Source organism: Phormidesmis priestleyi ULC007, from assembly GCF_003003695.1.
GTDB classification, from domain to species: domain Bacteria; phylum Cyanobacteriota; class Cyanobacteriia; order Leptolyngbyales; family Leptolyngbyaceae; genus Phormidesmis_A; species Phormidesmis_A priestleyi_A.
The window spans coordinates 78,632-103,633 of record NZ_PVWG01000001.1 but is presented as its reverse complement, the minus strand read 5'-3'; the positions used below and the strand labels follow the sequence as shown (position 1 = coordinate 103,633).

The 25,002-nt window shown below is 48.1% G+C and carries 20 protein-coding genes; 14 read left to right on the top strand and 6 right to left on the bottom strand.

Features of this window, described 5'->3' with window-relative positions; genetic code table 11:
- Positions 1–37: 37 nt before the first annotated feature.
- From C7B65_RS00485 to C7B65_RS00460, 6 genes are all read right to left on the bottom strand, one after another.
- Complete coding sequence (locus C7B65_RS00485) at positions 38–1,591, bottom strand: benzoate-CoA ligase family protein (protein ID WP_073068957.1); 1,554 nt, start codon at positions 1,589–1,591, stop codon at positions 38–40.
- Positions 1,592–1,595: 4 nt separating this feature from the next.
- Complete coding sequence (locus C7B65_RS00480) at positions 1,596–1,979, bottom strand: holo-ACP synthase (RefSeq protein WP_106253877.1); 384 nt, start codon at positions 1,977–1,979, stop codon at positions 1,596–1,598.
- 13 nt (positions 1,980–1,992) lie between these two features.
- Positions 1,993–2,229 (bottom strand): acyl carrier protein, encoded by a 237-nt coding sequence (locus C7B65_RS00475; protein ID WP_219898261.1) that lies wholly within the window; start codon positions 2,227–2,229, stop codon positions 1,993–1,995.
- Between the two features lie 151 nt (positions 2,230–2,380).
- The gene (locus tag C7B65_RS00470) at positions 2,381–3,619 is read right to left on the bottom strand and encodes a beta-ketoacyl-[acyl-carrier-protein] synthase family protein (protein ID WP_073068955.1); all 1,239 of its coding nucleotides are present in this window, start codon (positions 3,617–3,619) and stop codon (positions 2,381–2,383) included.
- Entirely contained in the window at positions 3,616–4,905 is a 1,290-nt protein-coding gene (locus tag C7B65_RS00465) for a beta-ketoacyl-[acyl-carrier-protein] synthase family protein (protein ID WP_073068954.1), read from the bottom strand. The genes C7B65_RS00470 and C7B65_RS00465 overlap by 4 nt, the downstream gene beginning before the upstream one ends.
- Positions 4,906–4,907: 2 nt before the next feature.
- On the bottom strand, positions 4,908–5,954 hold the full coding sequence (locus tag C7B65_RS00460) for a methylenetetrahydrofolate reductase (RefSeq protein WP_073068953.1): 1,047 nt from the start codon (positions 5,952–5,954) through the stop codon (positions 4,908–4,910).
- A 634-nt stretch (positions 5,955–6,588) separates the two neighbouring features.
- Between C7B65_RS00460 and C7B65_RS00455 the strand changes: the two genes are divergently transcribed.
- From C7B65_RS00455 to C7B65_RS00390, 14 genes are all read left to right on the top strand, one after another.
- Complete coding sequence (locus C7B65_RS00455; RefSeq protein ID WP_143161980.1) at positions 6,589–9,048, top strand: NACHT domain-containing protein; 2,460 nt, start codon at positions 6,589–6,591, stop codon at positions 9,046–9,048.
- 449 nt (positions 9,049–9,497) lie between these two features.
- The gene (locus tag C7B65_RS00450; RefSeq protein WP_073068951.1) at positions 9,498–10,862 is read left to right on the top strand and encodes an HlyD family secretion protein; all 1,365 of its coding nucleotides are present in this window, start codon (positions 9,498–9,500) and stop codon (positions 10,860–10,862) included.
- A gap of 326 nt (positions 10,863–11,188) precedes the next feature.
- The gene (locus C7B65_RS00445) at positions 11,189–13,174 is read left to right on the top strand and encodes an ATP-binding cassette domain-containing protein (RefSeq protein WP_083582589.1); all 1,986 of its coding nucleotides are present in this window, start codon (positions 11,189–11,191) and stop codon (positions 13,172–13,174) included.
- A gap of 22 nt (positions 13,175–13,196) precedes the next feature.
- Positions 13,197–14,303: an ABC transporter permease gene (locus C7B65_RS00440; protein WP_073068950.1), complete on the top strand. Its 1,107-nt coding sequence runs from the start codon at positions 13,197–13,199 to the stop codon at positions 14,301–14,303.
- Between the two features lie 182 nt (positions 14,304–14,485).
- The gene (locus C7B65_RS00435) at positions 14,486–15,598 is read left to right on the top strand and encodes an ABC transporter permease (protein ID WP_073068949.1); all 1,113 of its coding nucleotides are present in this window, start codon (positions 14,486–14,488) and stop codon (positions 15,596–15,598) included.
- 164 nt (positions 15,599–15,762) lie between these two features.
- Complete coding sequence (locus tag C7B65_RS00430; RefSeq protein ID WP_073068948.1) at positions 15,763–16,113, top strand: antibiotic biosynthesis monooxygenase family protein; 351 nt, start codon at positions 15,763–15,765, stop codon at positions 16,111–16,113.
- Positions 16,114–16,143: 30 nt separating this feature from the next.
- Positions 16,144–17,292 carry a methyltransferase gene (locus C7B65_RS00425; protein ID WP_083582587.1) on the top strand — a complete coding sequence of 383 codons (1,149 nt, stop codon included), beginning with the start codon at positions 16,144–16,146 and terminating at the stop codon, positions 17,290–17,292.
- A 35-nt stretch (positions 17,293–17,327) separates the two neighbouring features.
- Complete coding sequence (locus C7B65_RS00420) at positions 17,328–18,392, top strand: methyltransferase (RefSeq protein WP_073068947.1); 1,065 nt, start codon at positions 17,328–17,330, stop codon at positions 18,390–18,392.
- A 54-nt stretch (positions 18,393–18,446) separates the two neighbouring features.
- Entirely contained in the window at positions 18,447–19,796 is a 1,350-nt protein-coding gene (locus tag C7B65_RS00415; RefSeq protein ID WP_073068946.1) for a cytochrome P450, read from the top strand.
- A gap of 79 nt (positions 19,797–19,875) precedes the next feature.
- A complete protein-coding gene (locus tag C7B65_RS00410) occupies positions 19,876–20,925 on the top strand; it encodes an aromatic ring-hydroxylating dioxygenase subunit alpha (protein WP_073068945.1) in 1,050 nt (349 codons plus the stop codon).
- 235 nt (positions 20,926–21,160) lie between these two features.
- On the top strand, positions 21,161–22,906 hold the full coding sequence (locus tag C7B65_RS00405; protein ID WP_083582585.1) for an N-6 DNA methylase: 1,746 nt from the start codon (positions 21,161–21,163) through the stop codon (positions 22,904–22,906).
- On the top strand, positions 22,906–23,124 hold the full coding sequence (gene vapB, locus C7B65_RS00400; protein ID WP_073068944.1) for a type II toxin-antitoxin system VapB family antitoxin: 219 nt from the start codon (positions 22,906–22,908) through the stop codon (positions 23,122–23,124). Before C7B65_RS00405 ends, vapB begins: the two co-directional genes overlap by 1 nt.
- A gap of 8 nt (positions 23,125–23,132) precedes the next feature.
- The gene (locus C7B65_RS00395) at positions 23,133–23,516 is read left to right on the top strand and encodes a type II toxin-antitoxin system VapC family toxin (RefSeq protein WP_073068943.1); all 384 of its coding nucleotides are present in this window, start codon (positions 23,133–23,135) and stop codon (positions 23,514–23,516) included.
- A complete protein-coding gene (locus tag C7B65_RS00390) occupies positions 23,507–24,778 on the top strand; it encodes a type ISP restriction/modification enzyme (RefSeq protein WP_317615771.1) in 1,272 nt (423 codons plus the stop codon). The genes C7B65_RS00395 and C7B65_RS00390 overlap by 10 nt, the downstream gene beginning before the upstream one ends.
- Positions 24,779–25,002 lie beyond the last annotated feature (224 nt).

Below are 25,002 nucleotides of genomic sequence, written 5' to 3'. Positions count from 1 at the left end.
GAGTTTTAGAAGTGAATTTTGAGTGAGTGCGTTGTCCCTACAAAGCTCTAACCAAAGCTAGTTTCGTGCCCAGAGCTTTGCGGTGAATCTTGCCCGTTGGGGTGCGAGGCAACTTGTCAAGAAAATGAATCGCTTTCGGCGCTTTGAAATGCGGTAAGCGAGACTTGGCAAACCTGCGAATGCCATCTTCTAACTCTGAAGAAGCCGTGAAGCCCGCTTTGAGCGTGACGAATGCCACGACATAGGGCAACACTTCTTGAGCATCGGTTTGAGGGACGATCGCCACATCTAAAAGGCTCTCGTGTTGCAGCAAAACTTCCTCGATTTCAAAGGGTGAAGTCCACTGTCCGTTGACTTTGAACAGGTCATCTTTGCGACCCATAAACCAGAAAAAGCCTTCTGCGTCACATTGATATTGGTCGCCTGTGCGGATGCTGTTGCCGTAGATAACTTTGCGGGTTTCCTCGATCCGATTCCAATAGCCCAACATCAGACTTTTGCCCGTCACTTGCAGAGTGCCAATCTCACCGACCTTGACGGGATAACCCTGGTCATCCAAAATTTCGACTTCATACCCCGGCACCGGAAATCCCGAACTTCCGGGCTGACATTCTCCAGGTCGATTCGATAGAAAAATGTGCAGCAATTCAGTGGTGCCGATGCCTTCACAAATTTCGTAGCCATAGGCTTGCAGCCACCGAGTCCAGATGGTTTTGGGCAACTGCTCGGCAGCCGAAAGGCATAGCCGCAACCGAGGCGTTTCTAACGGTGCCATCTCTTTAACCGCCAGAATGCTGGCATAGGTTGAGGGCACACCAAACAAAACAGTCGGCTGATAGCGATGTAAGTCTGCAATGATGTCGAAAGCATTGGCGGCATCTGACAACACCGATGCCGCTCCGACTGCCATTGTCATATACAAAGTGTTGCCCAATCCATAAGCAAAGGGCATTTTTGCAATGGAATAAGTGATGTCGTTTTCGTGTAAGCCGACGATATCTTTGCCATACCGTTGCGCCGAAACCACCATACTGCTGTGCATGTGTACTACACCTTTGGGGCGACCCGTGCTGCCAGATGTGTAGAGCCAGAAGGCAGGCTCACAGGGGGAAGTTCGGCTTGGGGTGGCTTCTTCACTGGTTTGATCCAGGCGTGATAAAAAGGGTGTTTCTCCATCGACGAGCAGCACATCGCGCAGAAACTCAGTCCCTAGAGTCAGCTTTTCATGCCACTCTTGTGAGGTTAGAAGAATTTTTGCTCGACAGTTTTGAATGATGTATTGAATATCGTCGATCGAGCAAGCCGTGTTGATCGGCACGGGCACCGCACCTGCCCAAATTGCCCCCCAAAAAGCAAAGATAAACTCTGGGGTGTCTGGCAGCAAAATGGCAATGCGATCTTCGCGATCGAGTCCTAACTCACTGAGCAAGGTGGCAGCGCGTCGCACATAGCTACGAACGGTGCGGTAGGTATAGGTTTCGTCGCGATAATAAAACGCGATTCGTTCGCTGTGCCCCCGTGACAAACTGCCTTCAATAAAATAGGCTGCAATGTTAAAAATTTCGGGCAGCCGTTCGCAACTAATATCCATGCAACTATCTCCCTGTAGGTGGCGAGTAAGTGAGGACGTGAACCAGCACATGATCATCCCAGCGGTGCCAGGTGGCTAACCAGGTTTGAATGCCTTGCGCGATCGCCAGACGTTGAGCGGCTCCTGATAACCGAATCGATAAATCAGACGCGGTGATAGTGGTTTCAATTTCATTCCATTCGATGTCTGCAAGTCCGGTTCCGAGCGCTTTTCCGACGGCTTCTTTGGCGCAAAAACAGACGGCATAATGCTGGTCGGGCTGTGAAACTGATTGGCACTGATCGATTTCGAGCGGGGTAAATAGTAAGCTGAGCGTGTTGCGATCGTAGCGATCGACGAGTTTAGCAATTCTGCTGACCGATTCAAGATCGATGCCGATGCTCATCATCAGGTTCGGCTCCCTAAGCAGGATTGAGCGCCATTGCTTGCACGACTAGATCACAGATATGCCCTAGCGTCATATCTTGTCGTGCTTCGAGTTTGACGTTAACGCCCAGGCGACGCTTTAGCTCTAGGGCGATTTGCACGGTTTCGGTCGAGTCGAGTTGCAGATCTTTGCGAAGCAACGCGGTTTCAGTCACGTCTGACTCTTCGATTCCGAGTTCTAGCAAAATTGCTTTTAGAGTGTCCATGACCATTGGTAATCTCCTTTATTTAGGTTTAGAGGTGTTGCTGAAGGTAGGGTTGAATTGTTAATCCTTTCGCCCCCTAGATCCCCCATGCTGGGGGACTTTGAGTATTCCGGTTCCCCCCAAAATTGGGGGCTAGGGGGGCGTATTTAATGCCGTTTCAGGACTCGCGACTGCCGACGACAAACGAGAAATTGGCGGCTTCTCGTGCGCGAGAATTGACCATGATGCGAGACACCGATCGCTCACTCGGCTGCGTCACAAAATTGAGTTGACAACCGGGATCTGATTGCTCGATCGCTTGCATCACAGGCAGTTGTCCAGTCTCCATTGCTAACAATCCGCAAGCAACTTCGGTGGCGCAACTCGCTCCATATAAGTGACCAAACAACGCCTTGGGAACGCTGACAGGCACTTGCGGGGCTTCTGACTCAAAGACGGCGGCGATCGCTTGGGCTTCGACGCGATCGCTGACTTGAGTGCCGCAGCCTTCCGCTAACAGCAAATCGATGGCGGAGGGCGTGATGCCTGCTTCTTTTAGCGCTTCGTTCATGGCTCGTTCTAGGGCTTTGCCAGACTCGATCGAGCGATCGGTGGTGGCACTGCCCGACAGAATTTCGCCGTAGATCTTGGCACCGCGTTTTTGAGCGTGTTCCAACGATTCCAACACTAAAACGGTGCTGCCCTCGCCCAAGACAATGCCTGTGCGACTGCGATCGAAGGGCTGATAGGCAGAGTCAGGATCGGTTTCAGCACTTAGTTCACCCGTTTCGTAATAGCAGGTCATGCCAAATCGGGTAATCGGCGCTTCTGATCCGCCTGTCAGTACGACATCGTTATGTCCCTGCAAGATGGATTTCACGCCAAAATATAATCCACTTGCACCGCTGGCACGATCGCAGACAAAGCTTTTGCTATAGCCACGAATGCCGTAGCGAATGGTGACAAATCCCTGTGCGGCAGTGGGAAACCAGGCGGTTGCTTGCCAGGGATTGACCATGCTTGCGCCATCGTTGTAAAGTTCGTAAAAGCCCCGCTCGGCGATATCCCAGCCGCCCGCATTATTGCCAAACCAAACGCCAACGCGATAAGAATCTTCTTGTTCAAGATTCAGGTCAGCATCTTGCAGCGCTAACTCAGCCGCCGCGAGTGCGTAATGGGTGAAGCGATCGGTTTTAATGACGAGTCGCTTAGGCACAAAATCGGCCGGCTCAAAGTCTAAAATTTCGCCTGCAACTTGCGTCGGAAACTCGCTGGAATCAAAACGCGTAATGCGACGGATAGCAGAGTTTCCAGTCGAAATATTATGCCAAAAATCATCTTTGCCAATGCCAGCCGGATTGACAATGCCAATGCCTGTGATCACGACTCGCCGACTGGAATGATCGCTGTAATTCATGCGTCTCCTCCATACTTGCGGAAAATTGCAGCAGAGTGAATGCCACCAAATCCGCTTGCCGTTAACATTGCGGTGTCTACGTTATGCGATCGCGACTCATTGGGAACATAATCTAAATCGCATAACGGATCGGGGAATTCATAGTTAGCAGTGGGGTGAACCATTGATAGCTCGATCGCGCCTAATGTCGCAACAACACCCACTAAACTTGCTGATGACAAGGAATGTCCGATCATCGATTTTGTTGAACTAATCGGAATCTTGTAGGCGTGTTCCCCTAAGACTTTTTTGTAGGCATTCGTTTCAAATAAGTCATTCTGGGGTGTAGAACTGCCGTGAGCGTTGATGTAATCAATCTCATCTGGCTGCACGTTGCCTTGCTCCATTGCCCGCTCGACCACCATCGCCATTGGAATGCCGTGATCGGGCAAATCGGTCATGTGAAACGCATTGCTGACACTAGAGTATGCGATCGCTTCAGCATAAATATGTGCGCCTCGTGCCAAAGCGTGATCTAATTCTTCTAGTACTAGCACCGCAGCCGCTTCGCTAATCACAAACCCAGCGCGTTTAACATCAAATGGACGCGATGCTTTTTCAGGTTCGCAATCGGAAACGGACAGTGAACCAATCACATCCAAGGTGGCGTAAGTGAGACTGGTTAACGGTGCTTCAGTAGCTCCGGCTAACATCACTTTTGCTTCACCCGATCGAATCATTTCGACACTCAAGCCCAATGCATCTAATCCAGCCGTGCAGCCCGTTGAGAGCGAAGTACACGCGCCTTCGATGCCGTGCTTTTGTGCCAACAATGCGGCAGAATAATTAAACATCCCGGCGTTATAAAAATTCTCGCCAACGGGCATATGACGAATCGGTGACTTGCCACGATCGCTCAACAATTCAAAAATCTTTTGAATGTAGGGAGTGCCACCGATCGCCGAAGAAAAGATAATGCCTAATGATTCGGGATCTTCTTGCGTCAGATCTAAACCCGAATCAGCGATCGCCATTGAGCCAGAAACAACTCCAATTTGAACAACGCGATCTTGTTCGTGCAGATGATCAAACTCGTCACCTGAACAATAGTCTGCCAAATTAAAATCATCAATGCGGCACAGCGCTTTGCTTTTGATTCCCATTGATGCCATTTCTGGATCAGCAACAATATAGGATTGTCCTCGCATTGCGTTTTTCCAGAATTGCTCTTTGCCGATACCGAGCGGAGCGATTACACCAATTCCCGTTACGACAACTCGCTTCGTTTCAGTTTGATAAATTCCCATGCTTAACCCTCTAATGGATTTTGGACTTTAAGTTCACCGATCGCGACGCGCTGCGACACAGTGCGGATGAGTTCAGAAATCTTTGGAAGCCATTCTCTCGGCGGAATAGCTCGAAAGTGCAGACCACGAATGCCCTCGATCGCACGAATACCTTCCACCAATTCGAGATTGGCTTTGAGACTTTCCGATCGCCGATCTCGACTTTGAGAAATCCGCATCATCAAAGACTCTGGAATACTCAACCCCGGAATCTGACTCAATCTCTCTAGCGACTTTAAGCCATTAAATGGATAAAGTGCCGCCAAAAAATGCGCCCGTTTGTGCAGATTTCTTGCCCGAACTTCTGCCATCCAGCGCTCGGTTTCTGCAAGCTCAAACGTAGCTTGCAGTTGAATAAATTTAGCTCCTCGATCGATTTTGTCGGTGAGTTGCGCCATGCTTGCCTCTAAATCAGTGACGGCAGAAGTGGCGATCGAGCCGACATAAAAATCGGGCGGCGGGGCAATTTGTTGACCATTAAATAGCTGACCTTGGGTTGTCAGGCGAGTTAGAGCCGCGATCGCGTCAAGGGTGCTGAGGTCGGTGGCATCCTTAGCATCGGGGTCGCTGCCTGCTGAGCAGGGATAACCTCCCAACACAATCACATTGCGAATATCAGAAGCAGCCAACCCTAATAAGTCACTTTGCAATGCAATCCGATTGCGATGACGAAGGGTGAGTTGCACGACTGACTCAATGCCCGATCGCTGCATTAACTGCGCCGCTACCAAAGTTGATAATCGCGCTTGCGCCATTGCATTATCATTGATTTGCACCAAGTCAATATAAGCAGCAATCTTCTCAGCATTGGTTGTGAAGGCTTCAGTTTTATAGTGACGAGGCGGCGTTAACTCGGCTGACACCACAAAATGTCCTGCGGCAAGCAACGTTTGCAATCGACTGAACGATCGAGTTTTGGCTGACTTGAAATGCCCAGTCGTCAGCAGTGAAGACCACTGATGGAAGGGGTTAGTTGTGAACAGAGTTTGCAGTCGATTGAATGTGATCATAATGCGATCGCACCCGATAGGATGCAGAGCAAACAATAATCGCCAGTATTAATTGTCTCGATCTTAAAAACTAAAGATTCTTGTCCTAATCAGGGTTCTAGTTAATTAGATCTCATGAAAAATAAGGTGACTTGAGCGAGATATTGACAAATATCTGAACACTGTTAAAACTGAGTTAACTTCCGGTTAAAGATCTCGGTCTTTATCAGCTTGAGCGGCACTAAAAACCATAAGATAAGCAACTTTAACGAGTCGGATTGTTGACTAAGAGTGTAGTGGTCTATACCCAAAATGTGTGAACAGTAGACTGATGACGTTCATAGAAGCTGGTCTATGAGTCGTAGAAAGTTCGTCTATAGAATCGGTTCGTTTTACTTTCCCACATCGTGCTTTGCTATGTGTCTAAGCAAAGCATTAAAGCTGTAGATTTTGTGTCTAATCTACGAGTAATCTTGAAAGTCTGAGTTTTTTATAAAGCTCTTTTTGATTAGTTTGTAATACTGACAACATTAAATCAAAGATTTGCTAGACAAACTATCGTTTATTCACTACAACTTGAGGTAGTAAGTCTTGAATTAAGTTTAGAAAGCTCGATCGCTCTATTCATGTTCACGCTAAGTCAGGGGGAAACGTTGTGGTTGTTAAAGCAAGCAGATCGTTAAAAGCATCTTCAACAGGCATCCGTCGAGCAAACCGCGCCGTCATGGTGTTTGCCACCAAAATCGATTTGGCGGCTGAGTTAGAAATTTCTCGCGCCACCGTGCAAAACTTCTTTGCTGGGAAAGCGATCGGACGTGAAAACTTTCACAAAATTTGTCACACGCTCAAACTTCCGTGGCACGAAATTGCAGACCTGAACGATGACCCTGAACTAGCTCCTGAAGACTTTGAGAGGGCGATCAACGACGACTGTGATAGTGCCTTCTATAGCCATGATATCAATCTCGATCGCTTCTTGCTACCGCCCGTGCAGCCCAATTTAATTCAAGAGTTACGGCAGCAGATTCGGGTCAATATTCAGCAGCAGTGTGGCAGTTTGCGCGTTTTAGATATGTCGCAGCCCAGACAGCTTGATCACCTCTACACCGAAGTTAAGGTCTTAGAAAAAATCAGTAGCCGCCGACGGCTCAGTGTTTCTGATTTACTGAGAGAGTGTGTAAAAATCGACGATCGTCCCTATTTAAAGAATACAGCTCTAGAGCGATCGCCTGGGCTTAGTGCCGTTGAGCAGCACTCGAAGCTGATCATCTTGGGCAAGCCAGGAGCGGGCAAAACCACCTTCTTAAAACACCTAGCGATGCAGTGCATCACTGGCACCTTTCTGTCCGATCGAGTGCCGATTTTTATCTCACTCAAAGACGTTGCTGAAGATGCCTATCCCGTAAGCTTGCTGACCCACATCACTCAGCAGTTTGCGGCGACGACTCAACTTGTCTCGGAGGCTCTGACTCAGGGTAAGGCGCTAATTTTGCTCGATGGGCTAGACGAAGTTAAAGAGCACGATCGACCGCTGGTTTTGCAGGCAATTCGGCAGTTTTCAGCTCAGTTTCACGCTAACCATTTTGTGATTACCTGTCGCATTGCGGCGCAAGACTATGTTTTTGAGCAGTTTACTGAAGTCGAAATTGCAGATTTTGATGACTCACAGATTGCCAACTTTGCCCAGAAATGGTTTACCAACGACGCGACTTTACCGATCGAATTCTTGCACACACTGTTTGCAAACCCGCCGATCCACGAGCTGGCAACCAGTCCGATTTTGCTCACCCTGCTCTGTCTAATTTTTGAAGACAGCAGAACTTTTCCAGTGCATCGATCGACCCTTTATCAAGAAGCACTGCAACTATTAATGAAAACCTGGGATGCTAGCCGACACCTCGATCGCGCCTCTGCTGGCAAGATGCTCTCGCTGCACCACAAAGAAGAGTTGCTGAGTCGGATTGCTCTACTGCGGTTTGAGCAAGGTGACTACTTTTTTCGTCAACAAGAACTCGAACAATCGATTTGGGATTATCGCCGCACCGTCGCTCAAACCGCGATCGCATCTGACGATTTAGACCTCGATAGTGAAGCCATTCTCAAATCGTTTGAGGCAGATCAGGGTCTACTGGTTGAGCAAGCGAGAGGCATCTATTCGTTTTCTCACTACACGTTTCAAGAATACTTTGCCGCGAGAGCGATCGCTCACCCGGCGCTAGGTTCTGCCCTCGAAATGCCTTTGCAAAAGCTCGTTAATCAAATCATTGACCCGCGCTGGCACCCGGTGTTTTTGATCACGATCGATCTGTTGCCTGATCCCGATTGCCTACTGCAATTGATGAAGCAAAAAATTGACCATTTGGCTCAAGATGCTAATCTGTCGCCGTTTTTAACCTGGTTGACCCAAAAGACAGCGGCGATGTCTACACCCAATAATGCGGCGGCAATGCGGGCATTTTATCTAGAGCTAGAACTCGGTCACTTGCTTGATCCTGTCCAGGGTTCTTGCTTACTTTCTCATAGCCTGGATGCAGACGGCTCGATCGCGGCAGTGCTAAAAACCAATGGAGATTTGGCGCTCGATGTCCGACTAGCTCGACTGTTGACGCTTGCGATCGCGCCCCACTTTGAGCGAGAACCAGGATCATTTACCCTGAGTCGATCCCAGTCTCTGGTTCAGGCATTAACCACTGCTTTTGAGAGCGCTCAGAGCCTTGATCCTGACCTTGCTGCTGATCTGCACATTCTGCAATCGCAGTGGTCTGATCTCGCACAAATGTCTGATGAAGAGATCCGATTTCAAGCTGACTGGAAAACTGCCCGATCGACTTGGGTTGCCCAATTAAGACTCGTGCTAGATCGACATCGCAATCTGGGGCACGTCTGGTCGTTTAATCTTCATGAGAAGCGGCTGCTCAAGCAATATTATTGCGCTAATCAACTTTTGCTAGAGTGCTTGGGCAAGTCTGGCTCTGCGACTCAACGGTTGATGCAGAAAAGTTTGCTCTCACTGCCGATTGTCGAACTTAACACGCCCGTTACAGTTGCGCGATCGATGACTTTGCCGGATGGCTCTGTTCCGCTTGTGCCGTCAATCAAGTCAGACACAAAATAGCCCTAACCTCTACACGTCCACAAGGGCGTTTTCAGTAGAATTTAGTTCGGGTTTATGACCTTTTCTTTTAGTCATCTTTGAGATGTGCTTACGACGACAAAGATTGTGTTCTCTTGTATTCATAAATTGGCTGTTTAGAACTGTGAGTTAAATAACTTTTGCGTAGTTATCGCTTGCGAGCATTGTTAACGTCAGTTCGGCAGAAGCGGTTCGCTTCGGTTGTGAATTCGGGAAGCCCCCTAAATCCCCCAATTTGGGGGACTTCAAGCCAAAATTTCGGTTCAAAGTCCCCCAGAATGGGGGATTTAGGGGGCAGAAGCCGTTGACAACGGAGCGAAAAAACTCGTCGAACTGACGTATTGTTAAACTCTCATTTCTAAGATGATCACTCAAACAATGGGTGCATCATTACGACAATTATTCAGTTGCCATGCTCAGAGGTTGAGACTATGACACAAACGCTTCCTGGTTCTGTTGATGCCCCCCAAGGGTTGCCCGGCACTGCTGCTAAAGCTAAACGCCCTCCTAAAGCGTTGCTGCTTTTGCCGATCGCGGTAGTGTTGGCAGGAATTAGCTATGGCATCTGGCGACTCTTGCCCCACGCTGGCAGCGGTGTATTGCGCTTAAGTGGACGAATAGAAGTTTATGAAACTCAAATCGGAGTGAAGCGAACAGGTCGGGTCGAATCGGTCGCCGTGCGTGAAGGGGCAGCCGTGAAAAGAGGACAGTTGCTGATGAAGCTCGATGATAGCAACGATCAACTTCTGCAAGATCAACTGCGTGGCGCAGCGGCACGGGTGCTGAATGCCCAGCAAGAAGCAGAACAAGCACGGTCAACCATTGTGGGGGCGCAAAGCGCGATCGCTGAGATTGATAGTCAAATTCAAGAGGCTGAGTTAAATGTGCAGCAGTCGCAGGGCGACACCGATGGGCGGGTGAATCAATCACGCTCTCAAGTAGCGACAGCTAAAGCCCAACTTGCTCAAGCAGTCGCTCAAGCCAAACAGTCTGAAGCGCAGCAAAAGCTGGCGGCGTTGAATCAAGAGCGCTATGCATCTTTGGTCAAAGAGGGTGCCATTAATCAACAGCAGTTTGACCAGACTGAGGCAGCGTTCTATACCGCGCAGGCTGACTATCAGGCAAAGCTGGCAGGGATCGAAGCGGCGCGTCAGCAGTTGAGTGCCACTCAGGGTGGGTTAACACAAACTGAAAGCAGCAGTTTAAATCCGACGATTCGCAACACGCAGGTGGCGGCACTGGTGCAAAAACGAGAACAGAGTCAGGCACAACTCAGGGTGGCGATCGCCCAACTGAGAGCCGCCGAAGCGAGAATCAAAGATGCAGAGTCAGCCAGACAGCAAGTTCTCACGCAGATCAAAGACTCTAAGCAAGATCTGAATGTGGTCAGTCCGTTAGATGGCATTGTGACAGCGCGCAGCGTCGAACCGGGCGCTGTTGTGGACAGTCAGGCAAAACTGCTGACGTTAATCGACCCCAAAACCGTCTATCTGCGGGGCTTTTTGCCTCAAGGTGACATTGGCAATGTGCGAGTTGGGCAGACGGTGCGCGTCTATCTCGATTCTGCGACTGACAAGCCGATCGCCGGAACCGTGATCTCGATCGATCCACAAGCCTCTTTCACACCTGAGAACATTTACTTTCAAAAAGATCGCGTTAAGCAGGTCGTGGGTGTGCGGATCGGGGTCGAGAATCCTGACGGCTGCAACAATCCCGCCAATCCTTATGCTGCCGAAGGTTTGCCCTGCGCCAAACAGGGAATGCCCGCCGATGCCGACATTGTTCTAGCCCGATAGGAACCTGGCATTGCCGTGCCCATTGCCATCGCCAGCCCCTACCCCTGACGGCTGTCGTGTATACACAAGTTGATTGTCGCTTCGTTTGGGTCGGCTTCAGCCCCCTAAATCCCCCAAAATTGGGGGACTTTGAAACTAGAAGTTTGAGCTTGAAGTCTCCCAGAATGGGGGATTTAGAGGGGCGAACCCCACGCAATCTGAACCAAAAGCAAGTTATGTATACACAGTAGACCCCTGAGGCAACCACAGAGGGATTGCCCCTACCCAAATCATCGCTCTATCCAGTAATACTCCTAATTCATCCCTACAGCCCATCGGATTGCACTATGAATCAACCCTTCTCGATCGCCCCTCCACCTCTACCAATCTGCGATCCGACGACCGCGATCGCGATTTCGGCAAAAGGACTACACAAACAGTACGGAACTCTCGAAGCTGTGCGGGGCATCGATTTCGCCATCGAGCAGGGTGAATTATTTGGACTGATCGGGCCCGATGGCGCGGGCAAAACCACCACCTTTCACATTTTGGGTGGGGTGATGGAAGCAACGGCAGGCGAGGTGATAGTGTTGGGACGATCGCCCCAAGATGCTCGCTCGGTGACAGGCTATTTGACGCAGCAATTTTCGCTTTATCTCGACCTCAGCATCAATGAAAATTTGCAGTATGTCGCTGGGTTGCGTCAGGTGCCCGACGAGGTATTTCAACAGCGACGCAATCAATATTTGCGGTTGATGGATCTCGATCGGTTTGGCGATCGGCTTGCCGGACAGTTGTCAGGCGGCATGAAACAAAAGCTTTCGCTGTGCTGTGCATTAATTGCTCAACCGCAAGTGTTGCTGCTCGATGAACCAACAACAGGGGTAGATCCGGTGTCACGGCGCGAGTTTTGGGATGTGCTGGCAGAACTATCTGCTGACGGCATGACGATCGTAGTAGCAACGCCCTATTTAGACGAAGCCGAACGGTGTCATCGAGTTGCGTTGATGTATGACGGTCAGATTCAACAAATTGGTACTCCAGCAGAACTGCGTGTCAGTTTAGGATTGCATCGCCTCGAAGTGCGAACATCTCAACTCGCGGCAACTGAGCGAGTCCTAGCGCAAGCCAGCGAGACGGATGGAGAAATCGCAGATGTGCAAGTGTTTGGCGATCGTTTGGATGTGTTGGTTGCCAATTTGCAGCGCGGTGAAGCACAACTGCGGTTTCTGTTGCGGCAGCATCAATTATCCGCACCTGAGATTGAACTCGCCGAACCCACGCTAGAAAATGTCTTTGTCACTCGCCTTCGTCAGCAGGGAGCCGCGCCCCAATTTTTTCCGTTTCCTCGCTCTCGTGGTGGCAATCAAACCCTCCAGAGTTCAACGTCTAAAACTCAGAATTCTGTAGCGATTTCTGCCCAACATCTCAGCCGAGTTTTTGGCAACTTTCAAGCGGTGAACAAGGTAGATATCGACGTTCACTATGGTGAAATTTTTGGCTTGCTAGGTGCAAATGGAGCCGGAAAAACAACCACGATTAAAATGCTGTGCGGGTTGCTTGAAGCCAGTAGCGGCAAAGTCTTTTTAGGTGGCGAAACGGGAAATTTGCGAAGTGCTGATCTGCGTCGTCGCATTGGTTATATGAGCCAAAAATTTACGCTCTATGACGACCTGACGATCGTCCAAAATCTAGAATTCTACAGCGGCGTGTATGGAGTGCCGTCTAAACTGCGTCGCGAAAAAATCGATTGGGTACTGGCTACTTGTGGGCTGGTCGGGCAAGAAACCATGCTCACCGGGCAGCTTCCGGGCGGGTGGAAACAGCGCGTCGCGTTTGGCGCATCGGTGCTGCACGAACCGGATATTTTGTTTCTCGACGAGCCGACATCAGGAGTCGATCCTGTAGCGCGACGACAATTTTGGAAACTGATTAACGACTTTGCGCGCAATGGCACCGCTATTCTAGTGACCACGCACTATCTAGAAGAAGCTGAACAGTGTAATCGCATGAGCTTTATGGTTGCCGGAGAAATTGCAGCAGAAGGGTCGCCTAGCGAACTCAAAGCGGCTCAACCGGGACAACTTTTTGAAGTCGTGGTCGATCGTCCTCAATTTGCGTCTAATTTGCTCAAACATCACTTTGATCCCTGGCGCATTTCTATTTTTGCCGATCGCTTGCATGTCGTGCTTGATCACCCTGATCAGGAAGTTGCGGGGTTACGATCGCTGCTCACGTCTCATCATTTAATCCTGCATTCACTGCGTCCGATTCCATTTTCTCTCGAAGACGCGTTTATTGGCATTGTCAAACGCGCTCAAGAAAATCGATGAACCTATCATTACAAAACTATTCATGAAACGTATTCTCGCTCAGTGTAAAAAAGAATTAGTGCAGTTTAGACGCGATCGCTTAACGTTAGCTCTAGCGTTTCTATTACCATTCATCACTTTATTAATTTTTGGGTTTGCAATTCGGCTAGAAAGTAAAGATATTCCTGTGATCGTTCAGGATTTTGATCACAGCAATCTCAGCCGCAGTTTTACCGAGCGACTCTATGGAACAAATCAATTTACCCCGCGCCAGTGGTCGGGTAGCAACCCCGCACGAGACGCGATCGATATGGGGATCGCCAAAGCGGCGGTGATCATTCCACCAAAGTTTAGCAGTCAGGTGAGAGCGGGCATTCCGACGACGATTCAGGTGTTGGTTGATGCCGCCGATGTCAATAATGCGCGAGTGGTGCAAGCCGGAGTTCAATCCGTCACCAACTTTTTTATGCAAGATCAGCGATTACTGCCAACTACCAGCACGGTCACTGCCCATACTCGGCTCTGGTTTAACCCTGGTCGATTAGAGTCGCTTTTTATCGTGCCCGGAACCTTTGGCGTAGTGTTGTGGATTTTTCCCTCGCTGCTGATGGCGATCGCAATGGTGCGAGAGCGCGAAAAAGGCACGATTTTGCAGGTTTATACCTCCAACATTAGTGCCGTAGAACTGCTTCTAGGCAAAGGGTTAGCCTATTGGCTGATCGCAATTTGTGAAGCGATCTTGATTATCGGCATGGGTGCCCTGTTGTTTCATCTCAGCTTTGCGGGCGATCCCACACCGTTGCTATTTGGGACTCTGATCTTTCTGGCAGATAGCATTCTGTTTGGTTTGATGTTGGGGGTCAAAGCCGATAGTCAGGCAGAAGCCGTGCAAGGCGTTTCTCTAATCGGGTTTGTCACTTCACTGTTGTTGTCTGGCTTTATCTATCCGCTGAACAACATTCCGTTTCCGTTGTCTCTAGTACCCAATGTGATTCCGGCTCGTTATTTTATTGATATTTCTCGTGATGCGTTTGTGCGGGGCACGGGCTGGGCAGGCGTTTGGCTGAGTGTGGTCATGCTGTTTGTTCTGGGATTTTTCTTCTTCAATGTTGCCCGCAAAGGACTCGATCGCATGCAGCTCTCTGATTAGTTAACGGACACGACAGTACCATGTCCCTACTGAAATAGACCTTCTGCATGAATTCGGGAACGCCCCCTAAATCCCTCAATTTTGGGGACTTTGAACTCCGGTTCCCCCAGAATCGGGGGTTAGGGGGAGAGATCGCAGGGTGATTTACGTCGAGAATCTTATTCGTGCAGGAGGTCTAAGTTATGCGTCGTTTTTTGAATACGCCTTTTTTTGCACTGGTACTGAAAGAAATTCGGCAGATTTTAAGGAACAAACAACTGCTCTTTCTGTTGATTATTCCTCCGATCGTGCAACTGCTGTTGTATGGGTCTGCTCTCAACCCAGATGTGCAAAATCTTAAGCTGGGGGTGCTTGACTATGCCAATGTTTATGAAAGTCGAGAGTTAGTGGCGGCGCTGACTGAAAACGGGATTTTTGCGGCTCAGACTCCTCCGGTAAGTGAAGCGGAACTGAGCGATCGGGTAGAGACTGGCAAGTTAGCCGTAGGAGTTGTGATTCCGCCAGAGTTTCCTCGCAGGTTAGCAGCCGGAAATGCTGAAATTCAGATTTTGATTGATGCGGTGAATGCCAACACGGCAGGCATTGCTAACAGCTATCTGTCGCAAATTGTTTTGCAATATAATCGTCGCCTTAAAACGACCCAGACAGCGCTTCCCGTTCAGGCTCAGGTGTTATTTCTCTATAATCCTGGGTTGACGAGTAGCTGGTTTTTTATCCCTGGGGTGATGGGTTTGGTGTTGACGTTGATTGGCACGATCACCTCTGCGATCGCCGTTGTCAAAGAAAAAGATGTGGGCACCCTAGAGCAACTTTTAATGACTCCGGCTGCATCGTGGGAAATTTTGCTGGCGAAGGTGGTGCCGCTATTTTTTCTGCTAATGGGAGATGTGTTGCTGGCACTCACCTTAGGACGGGTCGTGTTTAGGGTGCCATTTCAGGGCAACTTTTTGTTGCTGATGGTGCTGTCTGCCTGTTATCTGTTTGTCACCATTAGCATTGGCGCTTTGTTGGGAACTATTTATCAACAGCAGCAGCAAGTTTTGCTCACAGCATTTTTTATCAATATGCCGATGGTCGAAACCTCTGGTGCAATTGCTCCGGTCGAAAGTATGCCGCCGTTTTTTCAAACCCTTTCGTTACTCAATCCAATGCGACACTATATTGCGATCGTGCGGGGCATTTTGCTCAAGGGTGTGGGGTTAGAAGCTCTGTGGATGCACGCATTAGCGCTAGTTGTGTTTGCGATCGTGTTGGTTACGATTAGTACTCGACAGTTTCGCAATCAACTGAGTTAATGTTCTGCTCGATACTCTGTCTAAAGTCATACACAAACTAGACCTATCCTCTACACCTCATGCAAGTCTCTCTAGTACTATGAGTTCACGACTAGCCAGAAGACGGAAACATTGCGACTGATAATCGCGAACATCTGATCATTGTTTCACCTGGAGCAGCATTTATGACAACGACTATTACTAGCGATCGAATCGTAACGACAATCGCTCAAGATCAAGAATTGATCACGTTGATTAATATTTTTAAAGTCGAGCCTGAGAATCAGCAGCAGTTAATTGATTTATTGATTGACGCAACTGAAGAAGTCATGTGCAAACTGCCAGGATTCATCTCTGCAAACGTCCATAAGAGTTTGGATGGAACGCGAGTCACAAACTACGCTCAATGGAGAAGCATCGATGACTTTAGAGCCATCTTTAATACTCCAGAAGCGACGGCACATATGCCAGCGATCGGAAAAATTGCTGAGTCTGAGCCAACGCTTTACGAAGTGAGCTACATGAAACAAGCTTAGTTAACATTCACCCCTCTATTCCTCAAAGCCATGACTTTCACAGAACCCAGTTCTTCAGAGTCACCTGTAAAGTTAGATCGACAGAAGCTAAATCCGAAATTGCCGCCCGCAGCCCTCATTCGCACGATGACGCGCCTGACTGATTCGCTCGGAATGCTGCGATCGAAGCTCGTTCCTCCCCAAGCAACGATGCTGCAATTGCTCACGGGATACCGCGTTTCTCAAGGGATTTATGTGGTTGCAAAGCTGGGCATTGCAGATTTACTGGCAACTGGATCGAAAACCAGCCAAGACCTTGCAGCCATCACGAACGTTCATGCTCCATCCCTATATCGATTGATGCGATCGCTTGCCAGTTTAGGCATCTTCACTGAGACAGAAAACGGCCGTTTTGAATTGACTCCTCTCGCGGCAACTCTGCGATCCGATCATCCCAATTCAGTGCATGATGCCGCCATCATGTTTTTAGAAGATTGGCATTGGCAGGCGTGGGGAAATTTCTTTGACTGCGTTAAGACAGGCGAAACGGCTCTAGAGAAAACCTTTGGCACTTCCAATGTGTTCGACTACTTTGAAACTCAGAACCCTGAGGCAGGTCAGCACTTTGATAATGCGATGACGAATACCTCAGTCATGACGAATCAAGCATTACCAACTGCCTACAATTTCGGAGCCTTCAAAACCTTGGTGGATGTTGGCGGTGGACAAGGTAGTTTTCTCTCTGCGTTGTTCCATCAATGGGATCACCTCCACGGCATTTTGTTTGACCTACCTCCCGTGATTGAGAGTGCAGAGCAACAAAACTTGCTGTCCGGCTTTGAGAAACGCACGACCTTAGCGGCAGGGGACTTCTTTAAAGCAGTGCCAGACGGAGCCGATGCTTATCTACTCAAAACGATCATTCACGATTGGGATGATGCGAGTGCGATCGCGATTCTAAAAACTTGCCGCCGTGCGATGAACCACGACAGCAAACTTCTGCTCGTGGAACTGATTGTTCCTTCTGGTAACGCTCCTAGCCTGAGCAAAATTCTGGATTTGGAGATGCTGGCGGTATTCGGTGGCGTAGAGCGAACGGAAGCGGAGTATCGATCGCTGTTGTTGAGCGCAGGTCTTAAACTCACTCGAATCTATGATTCTCCCTGTCCCTGGAGCGTCATTGAAGCTATTCCTGTGTAGTGCGCTCAACCCAACCTATTCTTTGTGAATTAACTATGACTGTAACTCAACCCACTATTGCGACCAATGCCCCTAAGGTGCTTCCTCACTTGCCGCCTCAAGTGGCAATGCTGCAAATGATCGGCGGACTGCGGATTTCTCGATGCTTCTATGTTGCCGCCGTTTTGGGAATCGCCGATCGCTTAGTCGATGCGCCCAAAACTTCTGAAGAACTCGCTCAAGTTACCGAAACTCATGCTCCTTCACTCTATCGGGTACTACGATCGCTTGCCAGTGTCGGAGTCTTTTCTGAAGATGAAGACGGACGCTTTCACATGACCCCGACGGCGGAGTTTTTGCGGTCTGACGTGCCGGATGCGATCGGGGCAATGGTAAAAGTGTTGGGCGAAGATTGGCACTGGAAAGTCTGGGGACGGCTGTTCGAAAGTGTGCAAACGGGAGAAGCTGCCTTCGATCAAATTCACGGCATGGAACTGTATGACTATTGTCTGCAAAACCCTGATTTTGCCCGAACGCACGGGCCGTCTAAAACGAGCATTTCTGCCAGAGCTTCGGCAGCTTTGATTGCAAACTATGATTTTTCTGGCGTTCATAAAGCGGTTGACGTTGCGGTTCTCGGCGGCTATGGAAATACATTAATTCCTTTGCTTACGACGGATTCCACCATGCGAGGCGTGTTGTATGATTTGCCGTTTGTGATTGACGGGGCAAAACCTGTGATTGCAGCATCGGGAATTGGCGATCGCTGCGAATTAATGGAAGGGCACTGTCTCTACTCGGTTCCGAGCGGTGGCGATGTTTATATCATGATGTTTGTGATTCACAACTGGGATGATCAACGGGCGATCAAGATTCTGCAAAACTGCCGTAACGCAATGGCAGAGGGCGGCAAAGTGTTGCTTGTCGAAATGGTCATGCCATCAGGAAATGACCCTTTTGTGGGTAAGTTTGTCGATCTCGAATCACTACTGACAACACCTGGCGGCTATGAGCGCACAGAGACACAGTATCGATCGTTGCTCTCTGCCGCAGGCTACGAAGTGACGCGCATTATTCCAACGCAGACTGCCAACAGCATTATTGAAGCGGTGCCCGTTTGATGCTAACCCAAGCGGCGTTTTTATCCTCAATTTTAGTTTTAGGGAGATACTTCAATGACTGTCCAAGTACTACAGCGTCTTAAGTCAGCAGACGACATGCCTGGAAGCTTTGGAAAACCCTTTGTCGGCGAATCTAAAGAGCTATTTGCAGATGATGAATTGTTCTATTGGCGACGCTTTGAGCGCTATGGCCCAATCTTTAAAAGCTGCATTGCCGGACGCAAATTTGCCTATTTAATGGGGCCCGAAGCTAATCGCTTGGTGATGAGCGATCAGGCAGATCACTTTTCGACTCGGTTGGGATGGCGTTTTTTAGAGCCGCTGATCGGTCGAGGTATCCTTCTGCAAGACGGGCAAGAACACCGTGCCACCAAGCGTCTGATGTTTCCGGCACTGCACGGACGCGCGATCGCCAACTATTTCGACACCATTCAGCAAGTGACCGACGATTTGCTAAATGACTGGGGTCAACAGAGTAGCATTCCTTTAATCGATGAGTTTGGTAAGTTTACAACGATCGTGGCGAGTCGCTTGTTTTTAGGCACCGAAACTGATGCCGAAATACAGCAAACCAGTCAGTGGTTTGGTCAGATGATGCGCGGCTTGCGCGGCAAAATTAAGCTGGATATTCCGCAAACGCTACACGGAAAATCGCAGCAAGCTCGACGCAATCTACTGGGGTTTGTGAGCAACAAAATTGCAGCCCGACGACAACAAGATAATTTGCAGGAATGTCAAGATGTTTTGGGTATGCTGCTCGTTGCCACTGATGAAGATGGCAATCACTTAAGTGACACCGATGTTACCAATCAAGCATTAATGCTGTTGTTAGCAGGACAAGACAATCCAGCGATGTTGTTGAGTTGGGTGCTGTTTGAGTTGAGCAGTCATCCAGAATGGCGCGATCGCTTACGAACTGAGTTAGATCAGGTAGTCGGCGCTGCTCCGCTTACGCTGTCTCACTTGGGCAAATTGACTCAAATGTCGAACGTCCTTAAAGAAGCAGAACGCCTTTATCCACCTGTGTTTGGCATGGCTCGTGGCGTCGTCAAAGACGTTGAATATGCTGGGTATCTAATTCCCGCAGGTTGGATGGTGGACATTTCGCCGATGATTACGCACCGGATGCCAGAGATTTATCGAGACCCCGATCGCTTTGACCCCGATCGCTTCGCGCCGCCCCGTGAGGAAGATAAACGCTATCCCTTCTCGCTGGTTGGCTTTGGGGGAGGGACACATACCTGCATTGGCTTAGAGTTAGCCAAACTAGAGATGAAGGTTTTTCTCGTTTCGCTGCTGCGCCAATATGACTGGACAGTCACGCCCAGTCTGAGTGAAATTGCCCCGATTCTTCAGCCGTCTAAAGTGCAAGAAGATTTGCAGGCGCAGCTAATACGCCTCTAAAGGCACAACTGCGATTGAACAATCAAGATACTCAACTGCAACATTCTCAAAATCCACGATCGTTTTTTGAGGTCTTTCAATGGAATTTCTAAAAAATTATTGGTATCCGCTGGTTCTCTCTTCTGAAGTTTCTGCTGATAAACCTCACAGCACTCTGTTGCTCGGAGAGCCACTTGTCATCTTTAGAGACAACAACGGCAAAGCGATTTGTTTGCACGATTCCTGTCCCCATCAGGGCGTTCCTCTATCGTTGGGCAAAGTTAAAGACGGAAAAGTAGAGTGCGCCTATCACGGCTGGCAGTTTGGAGCGAGTGGCGAGTGTGAAAAGATTCCTTGTTTAGAAGATGGCAAGCTACCCAAGAGTGCAAAGTGTCGTTTTGCCTACCCGACTGAAGAGCGCCTGGGCGTGATTTGGGTGTTTGCCGGATCTCCAGAAATGGCTCCACCGTTGCGATTGCCAGAGGGCACGACAGAAGCAGGATGGGTTCATGAGGTGATTGTGCGAGAACAAGAAATTCCTCATAAGCTGATGATCGCGGGCGGTCTTGATTTTGCTCACTTCCCCTTTTTGCACACCAAATCGATCGCGAGCAAAAAGCAGCGCGATTATCTGCGATCGCTTGAAGTTACTCTGACCGATTACGAATACGGGCTGACCATGATGGTCAAAAATGCTGATGGCGAAGACTACAACGATTTTGTCTACTCATTTGAGCCACCTTGTTTGGTGAAAGTGGCGATCGAACCTAAACCCGGTTGGCGATTAATTGCGAGTGATTATTTTGTGCCGTTGACCGAGAACCGGACGCGTCTATTTGTGTTTGAAGCGCGAGACTGGCTGACGTGGAACCCGCTGGTGAGTTGGCAACTCAGACGCAAAGCAAACCAGATTCTCGATGAAGATTTGCCAATTCTCTATGCCCAAACTGAGTGGCATAAAAATGGCTACGGAGATTGGAACTGCACCGTCAAACCCGATCTGCTCTCGCTGCGCTATCGCCAATGGTACGATCGCAAAGCTCGTGGGGCAGCTACGCCCACCATGTCCCACACTTACGAGTTTGAAGATCACTTTTTAGAGGATCAAGAAACCGATCAACGGATGCCGTTAGAAAGGGTACGATCGTAGACTTCACCCTAGCCCGCTCGCAAAGGAGAGGGAACCAGAGATCGATGGTAAAGTTCCTCTCCTGCGGGAGAGGGGTTTGGGGTGAGGGTTCTTATTCACACATCGCGTTACACAGAAACTCCATTTTCAAGTTTGGTGAGCCGGGATAGCAATCTGTGAGTCAGAATCAAGGTAAGTGGGAACACTGAGCATTAGCCCTCAATTTACCCAAGCTTCATGATTCGGGAGTCGCGAGATGTCGAGATTGCTAGTGACGCAGTATCATGCGGAAGTCGAAAAAATTATCCGCTATGGGGGTTCTAAAAAAGAAACCAGCATTCGCAATGCCTTTGAGCGTTTGCTGAATGACTATTGCAAGCCACGTAATTATCTGCTGATCCCCGGACTCGACTTTAAGACCAAGTTCAACACAACGGTTTTCCCTGATGGCACAGTCAAGGATGCCATTCGCTTGGAGCATGGCTGGTGGGAAAGCAAAGACCAATATGACAATGACAATCTCGATCAAGAAATCGAGAAGAAGTTTGAGAAGGGCTACCCTGACGAAAACATTTTGTTTGAAGACTCGCAGACTGCGGTGTTAATTCAGCACAGTCGAGAGCAGTTGCGCGTCTCGATGGGAGATGCAGAGGCGCTGAATGGGTTGATCAGCACGTTTGTGAGCTACGATCGCCCGGAAGTGCGGGACTTTCGCGCTGCTATCACCCGGTTCAAAGAAGACATTCCCAATATTCTCGAAGCGCTGCGGGACATCATCAATCAGCAAGAGATAGGGAATACCGAATTTAGAGAACGCCGCAATGCGTTTCTAGAAGTTTGTCGCCAGTCGATCAACCCTGAAATCGAGGTTTTCGACATTCATGAGATGTTGATTCAGCACATTCTGACGGAGGATATTTTTACTAATATTTTTCATGAGTCGCAGTTGTACCGGGAGAACAATATTGCGCGGGAACTGTCGGAAATTATCAGCACGTTTTTCACCGGAAAGACTCGTCGAAACACGCTTAAGAGCATTGAACACTACTATGCGGTGATTCGTCGTAAGTCTGAGAATATTGCTAACCACCACGAAAAGCAAAAGTTTCTCAAGGCAATCTACGAGAATTTCTACAAGGCGTATAACCCTAAAGCGGCCGATCGCTTGGGCATTGTTTACACACCCAATGAAATTGTTCGCTTTATGATTGAAAGCGCCGATTATCTGGTGCATAAACACTTCGGCAAGTTGTTGTCTGATCCAGGAGTAGAGATTCTTGACCCTTGCACGGGCACAGGAACCTTTGTGACAGAACTGATCGAATATCTGCCTGCGGATAAGCTGGAGCATAAATATAAAAACGAAATTCACTGCAATGAAGTGGCGATTTTGCCCTATTACATTGCTAATTTGAATATTGAATTTACTTATCAGCAAAAGATGGGGAAATACGAGGAGTTTAAGAATATTTGTTTGGTGGATACGCTGGATCATTGCGGGTTTGAAGGAAAGCAGTTTGATTTGTTTGCGATGAGTGTGCAAAACACGGCGCGAATTCAGCAGCAGAACGATCGCACCATTTCTGTCATTATCGGCAATCCGCCCTACAACGCCCATCAGGAAAACTTTAACCAGCGCAACTCTAACCGTCTCTATAAAGGCATCGATAAGGCAATCAAAGAGAGCTATATCAAGGAAGGTACGGCTCAAAATCAGATTGTTGTTTACGATATGTATACCCGCTTCTTGCGGTGGGCAAGCGATCGCCTCGGTCAAAACGGGATGGTTGCGTTCATTACCAATCGATCGTTTATTGATTCTAAAACCTTTGATGGCTTTCGTAAATGTGTTGAAAAGGAGTTTGATTATGTTTACATTGTTGATACGCAGTCGGATGTGAGGAATAACCCAAAGATCTCAGGCACAAAAAACAATGTATTTGGAATTCAAACTGGGATCGCTGTAATGTTTCTAGTAAAAGTTAAAAAGGAGAAAAACTGATGATACAGCCCGTCATCTTGGAAAAACTAGAGAGTCTTCCTGAGTCTCTACAAGTAAAAGTGCTGCACTACATTGATTCATTGATAGAGGAGCAGAAACAAACTTCGGAGCAAGAAAGTGACCCTAAAAAGTATCGTGTCGCAGGAAGCATGGAAGGCATGATTATCGTGGCTGACGATTTTGATGAGCCGCTTGAAGATCTTAAGGACTATATGTAATTTTGCCCATGCTGCTGGATACTCACACTTTGCTTTGGTTTCTCAACAACGACTCTAGGCTACCAGATCTTATTAAGCAACAGATAGAAAATACTGAATCTGTGTTTGTCAGCATTGCTTCAATCTGGGAAATTTCTATCAAGGTTAGTGTTGGAAAGCTGACACTTCTGACTCCACTGGAAACCATTAAGCTCGATATGGTTAACTTGAGGATTCGAGAACTGGCCATCACATTTGAAGACGCGATAACTTATGTTTCACTTCCCTTGAGTTCCAGTCATCGAGATCCTTTCGATCGAATGTTGATCTCACAGGCAATCAATCACTCTCTTATGATTATTAGCGTTGACAAAAAGTTTGATGCGTATTCGATTCAGAGGATATGGGCATGAAGGCAAAAATCTTTTACTTTACATTGCAAGATGAGCAAACGAAGGAAGAAAAACTCGACTGGTTTGAACGATCGAGATTTGAACAAATTCCCTTTGATCATATTACGCCTGATGAGAAATCGAACTGGATTAATTTAACCGATAACGATTTTGATAGTCTTTTGTCATTAATTGACAAGGATGTGAAAGCGGGAAAGTCGCAAGAGGCAATTTTTCAGCTTTTTTCGAGAGGTTTAGAAACAGGTAGAGACGAGTGGATTTATGCTTTCTCTAAGGCGAATCTAATATTAAAAATAGAATATCTAATTCAGGTCTATAGAGCATACGTCAAAGATCAAAAGATCAATTTAGACATTAAATGGGATAGGCAACTCGATAGATATGTTGCGGATAGAATTGAAATTGATTTCGACTTAAGTAAAGTTAGAAAAGGGATATATCGACCTTTCGCAAGGCAGTATTTATATTTCGATAAACATCTTAACAGGATGCCTGGTCAATCCCCAAAAATATTTCCAGAGTCACAGAGTAACAATAAATTAATTGGCTTTATGGGGCAATCCGCAAGTAAACCATTCGCTGTGATTGCAACGGATTTAATCCCTGATCTGAATTGTATTAGTCCTGCTTCTGGCGGTACTCAATGCCTTCCCCTCTATCGCTACGACAAAGACGGAAACCGCATCGACAACATCACCGACTGGGGCTTAACCCAATTTCAAACCTACTACAACGATCGCACCATCAACAAACAAGACATCTTCCACTACACCTATGCCGTTCTCCACCATTCCGCCTACCGTATCAAATACGAACTCAACCTCAAGCGTGAATTTCCCCGATTGCCCTTCTATGGCAACTTCTACCAATGGGTAACCTGGGGCAAAGCCCTGATGGATCTACATCTGAATTATGAAACGATCGCACCCTACGGATTAAAACGAGTCGAGATTGCCACTAAAGACAACCCAAAAGCCAAACTCAAAGCCGAAAAAACTAGCAACATGATCACCTTAGACGAAAACACTCAACTTATGGACGTTCCGGCGATCGTCTGGGACTACAAACTTGGCAACCGCTCTGCGCTGGAATGGATACTCGACCAATACAAAGAAAAGAAACCTAAAGATCCGACGATCGCCAAACTCTTCAACACTTATAAATTTGCTGACTACAAAGAACAGGTTGTTGACTTGCTCGATCGGGTTTGCACGGTTAGCGTTAAAACAATGGAGATCATTCAACAGATGCCAACAGCGTGAGGAAGGAACAATCAAGTAGAACACTATGTTAAAACTGCTTCTAATCAATGGCTGCTCTCAGAATATGATGATCCGGATATTACATTGTCTCTAAGTACTTTTGAAGCTCAGATCAAAATCATTGATCTCTATGAAAATATTGACATTGAGGCTTGATGAAATGGCCAGGACGATCGCGACGGTATGATAAATTGTTGCAGCAGAATTTTACAAGCAGGTTTAAA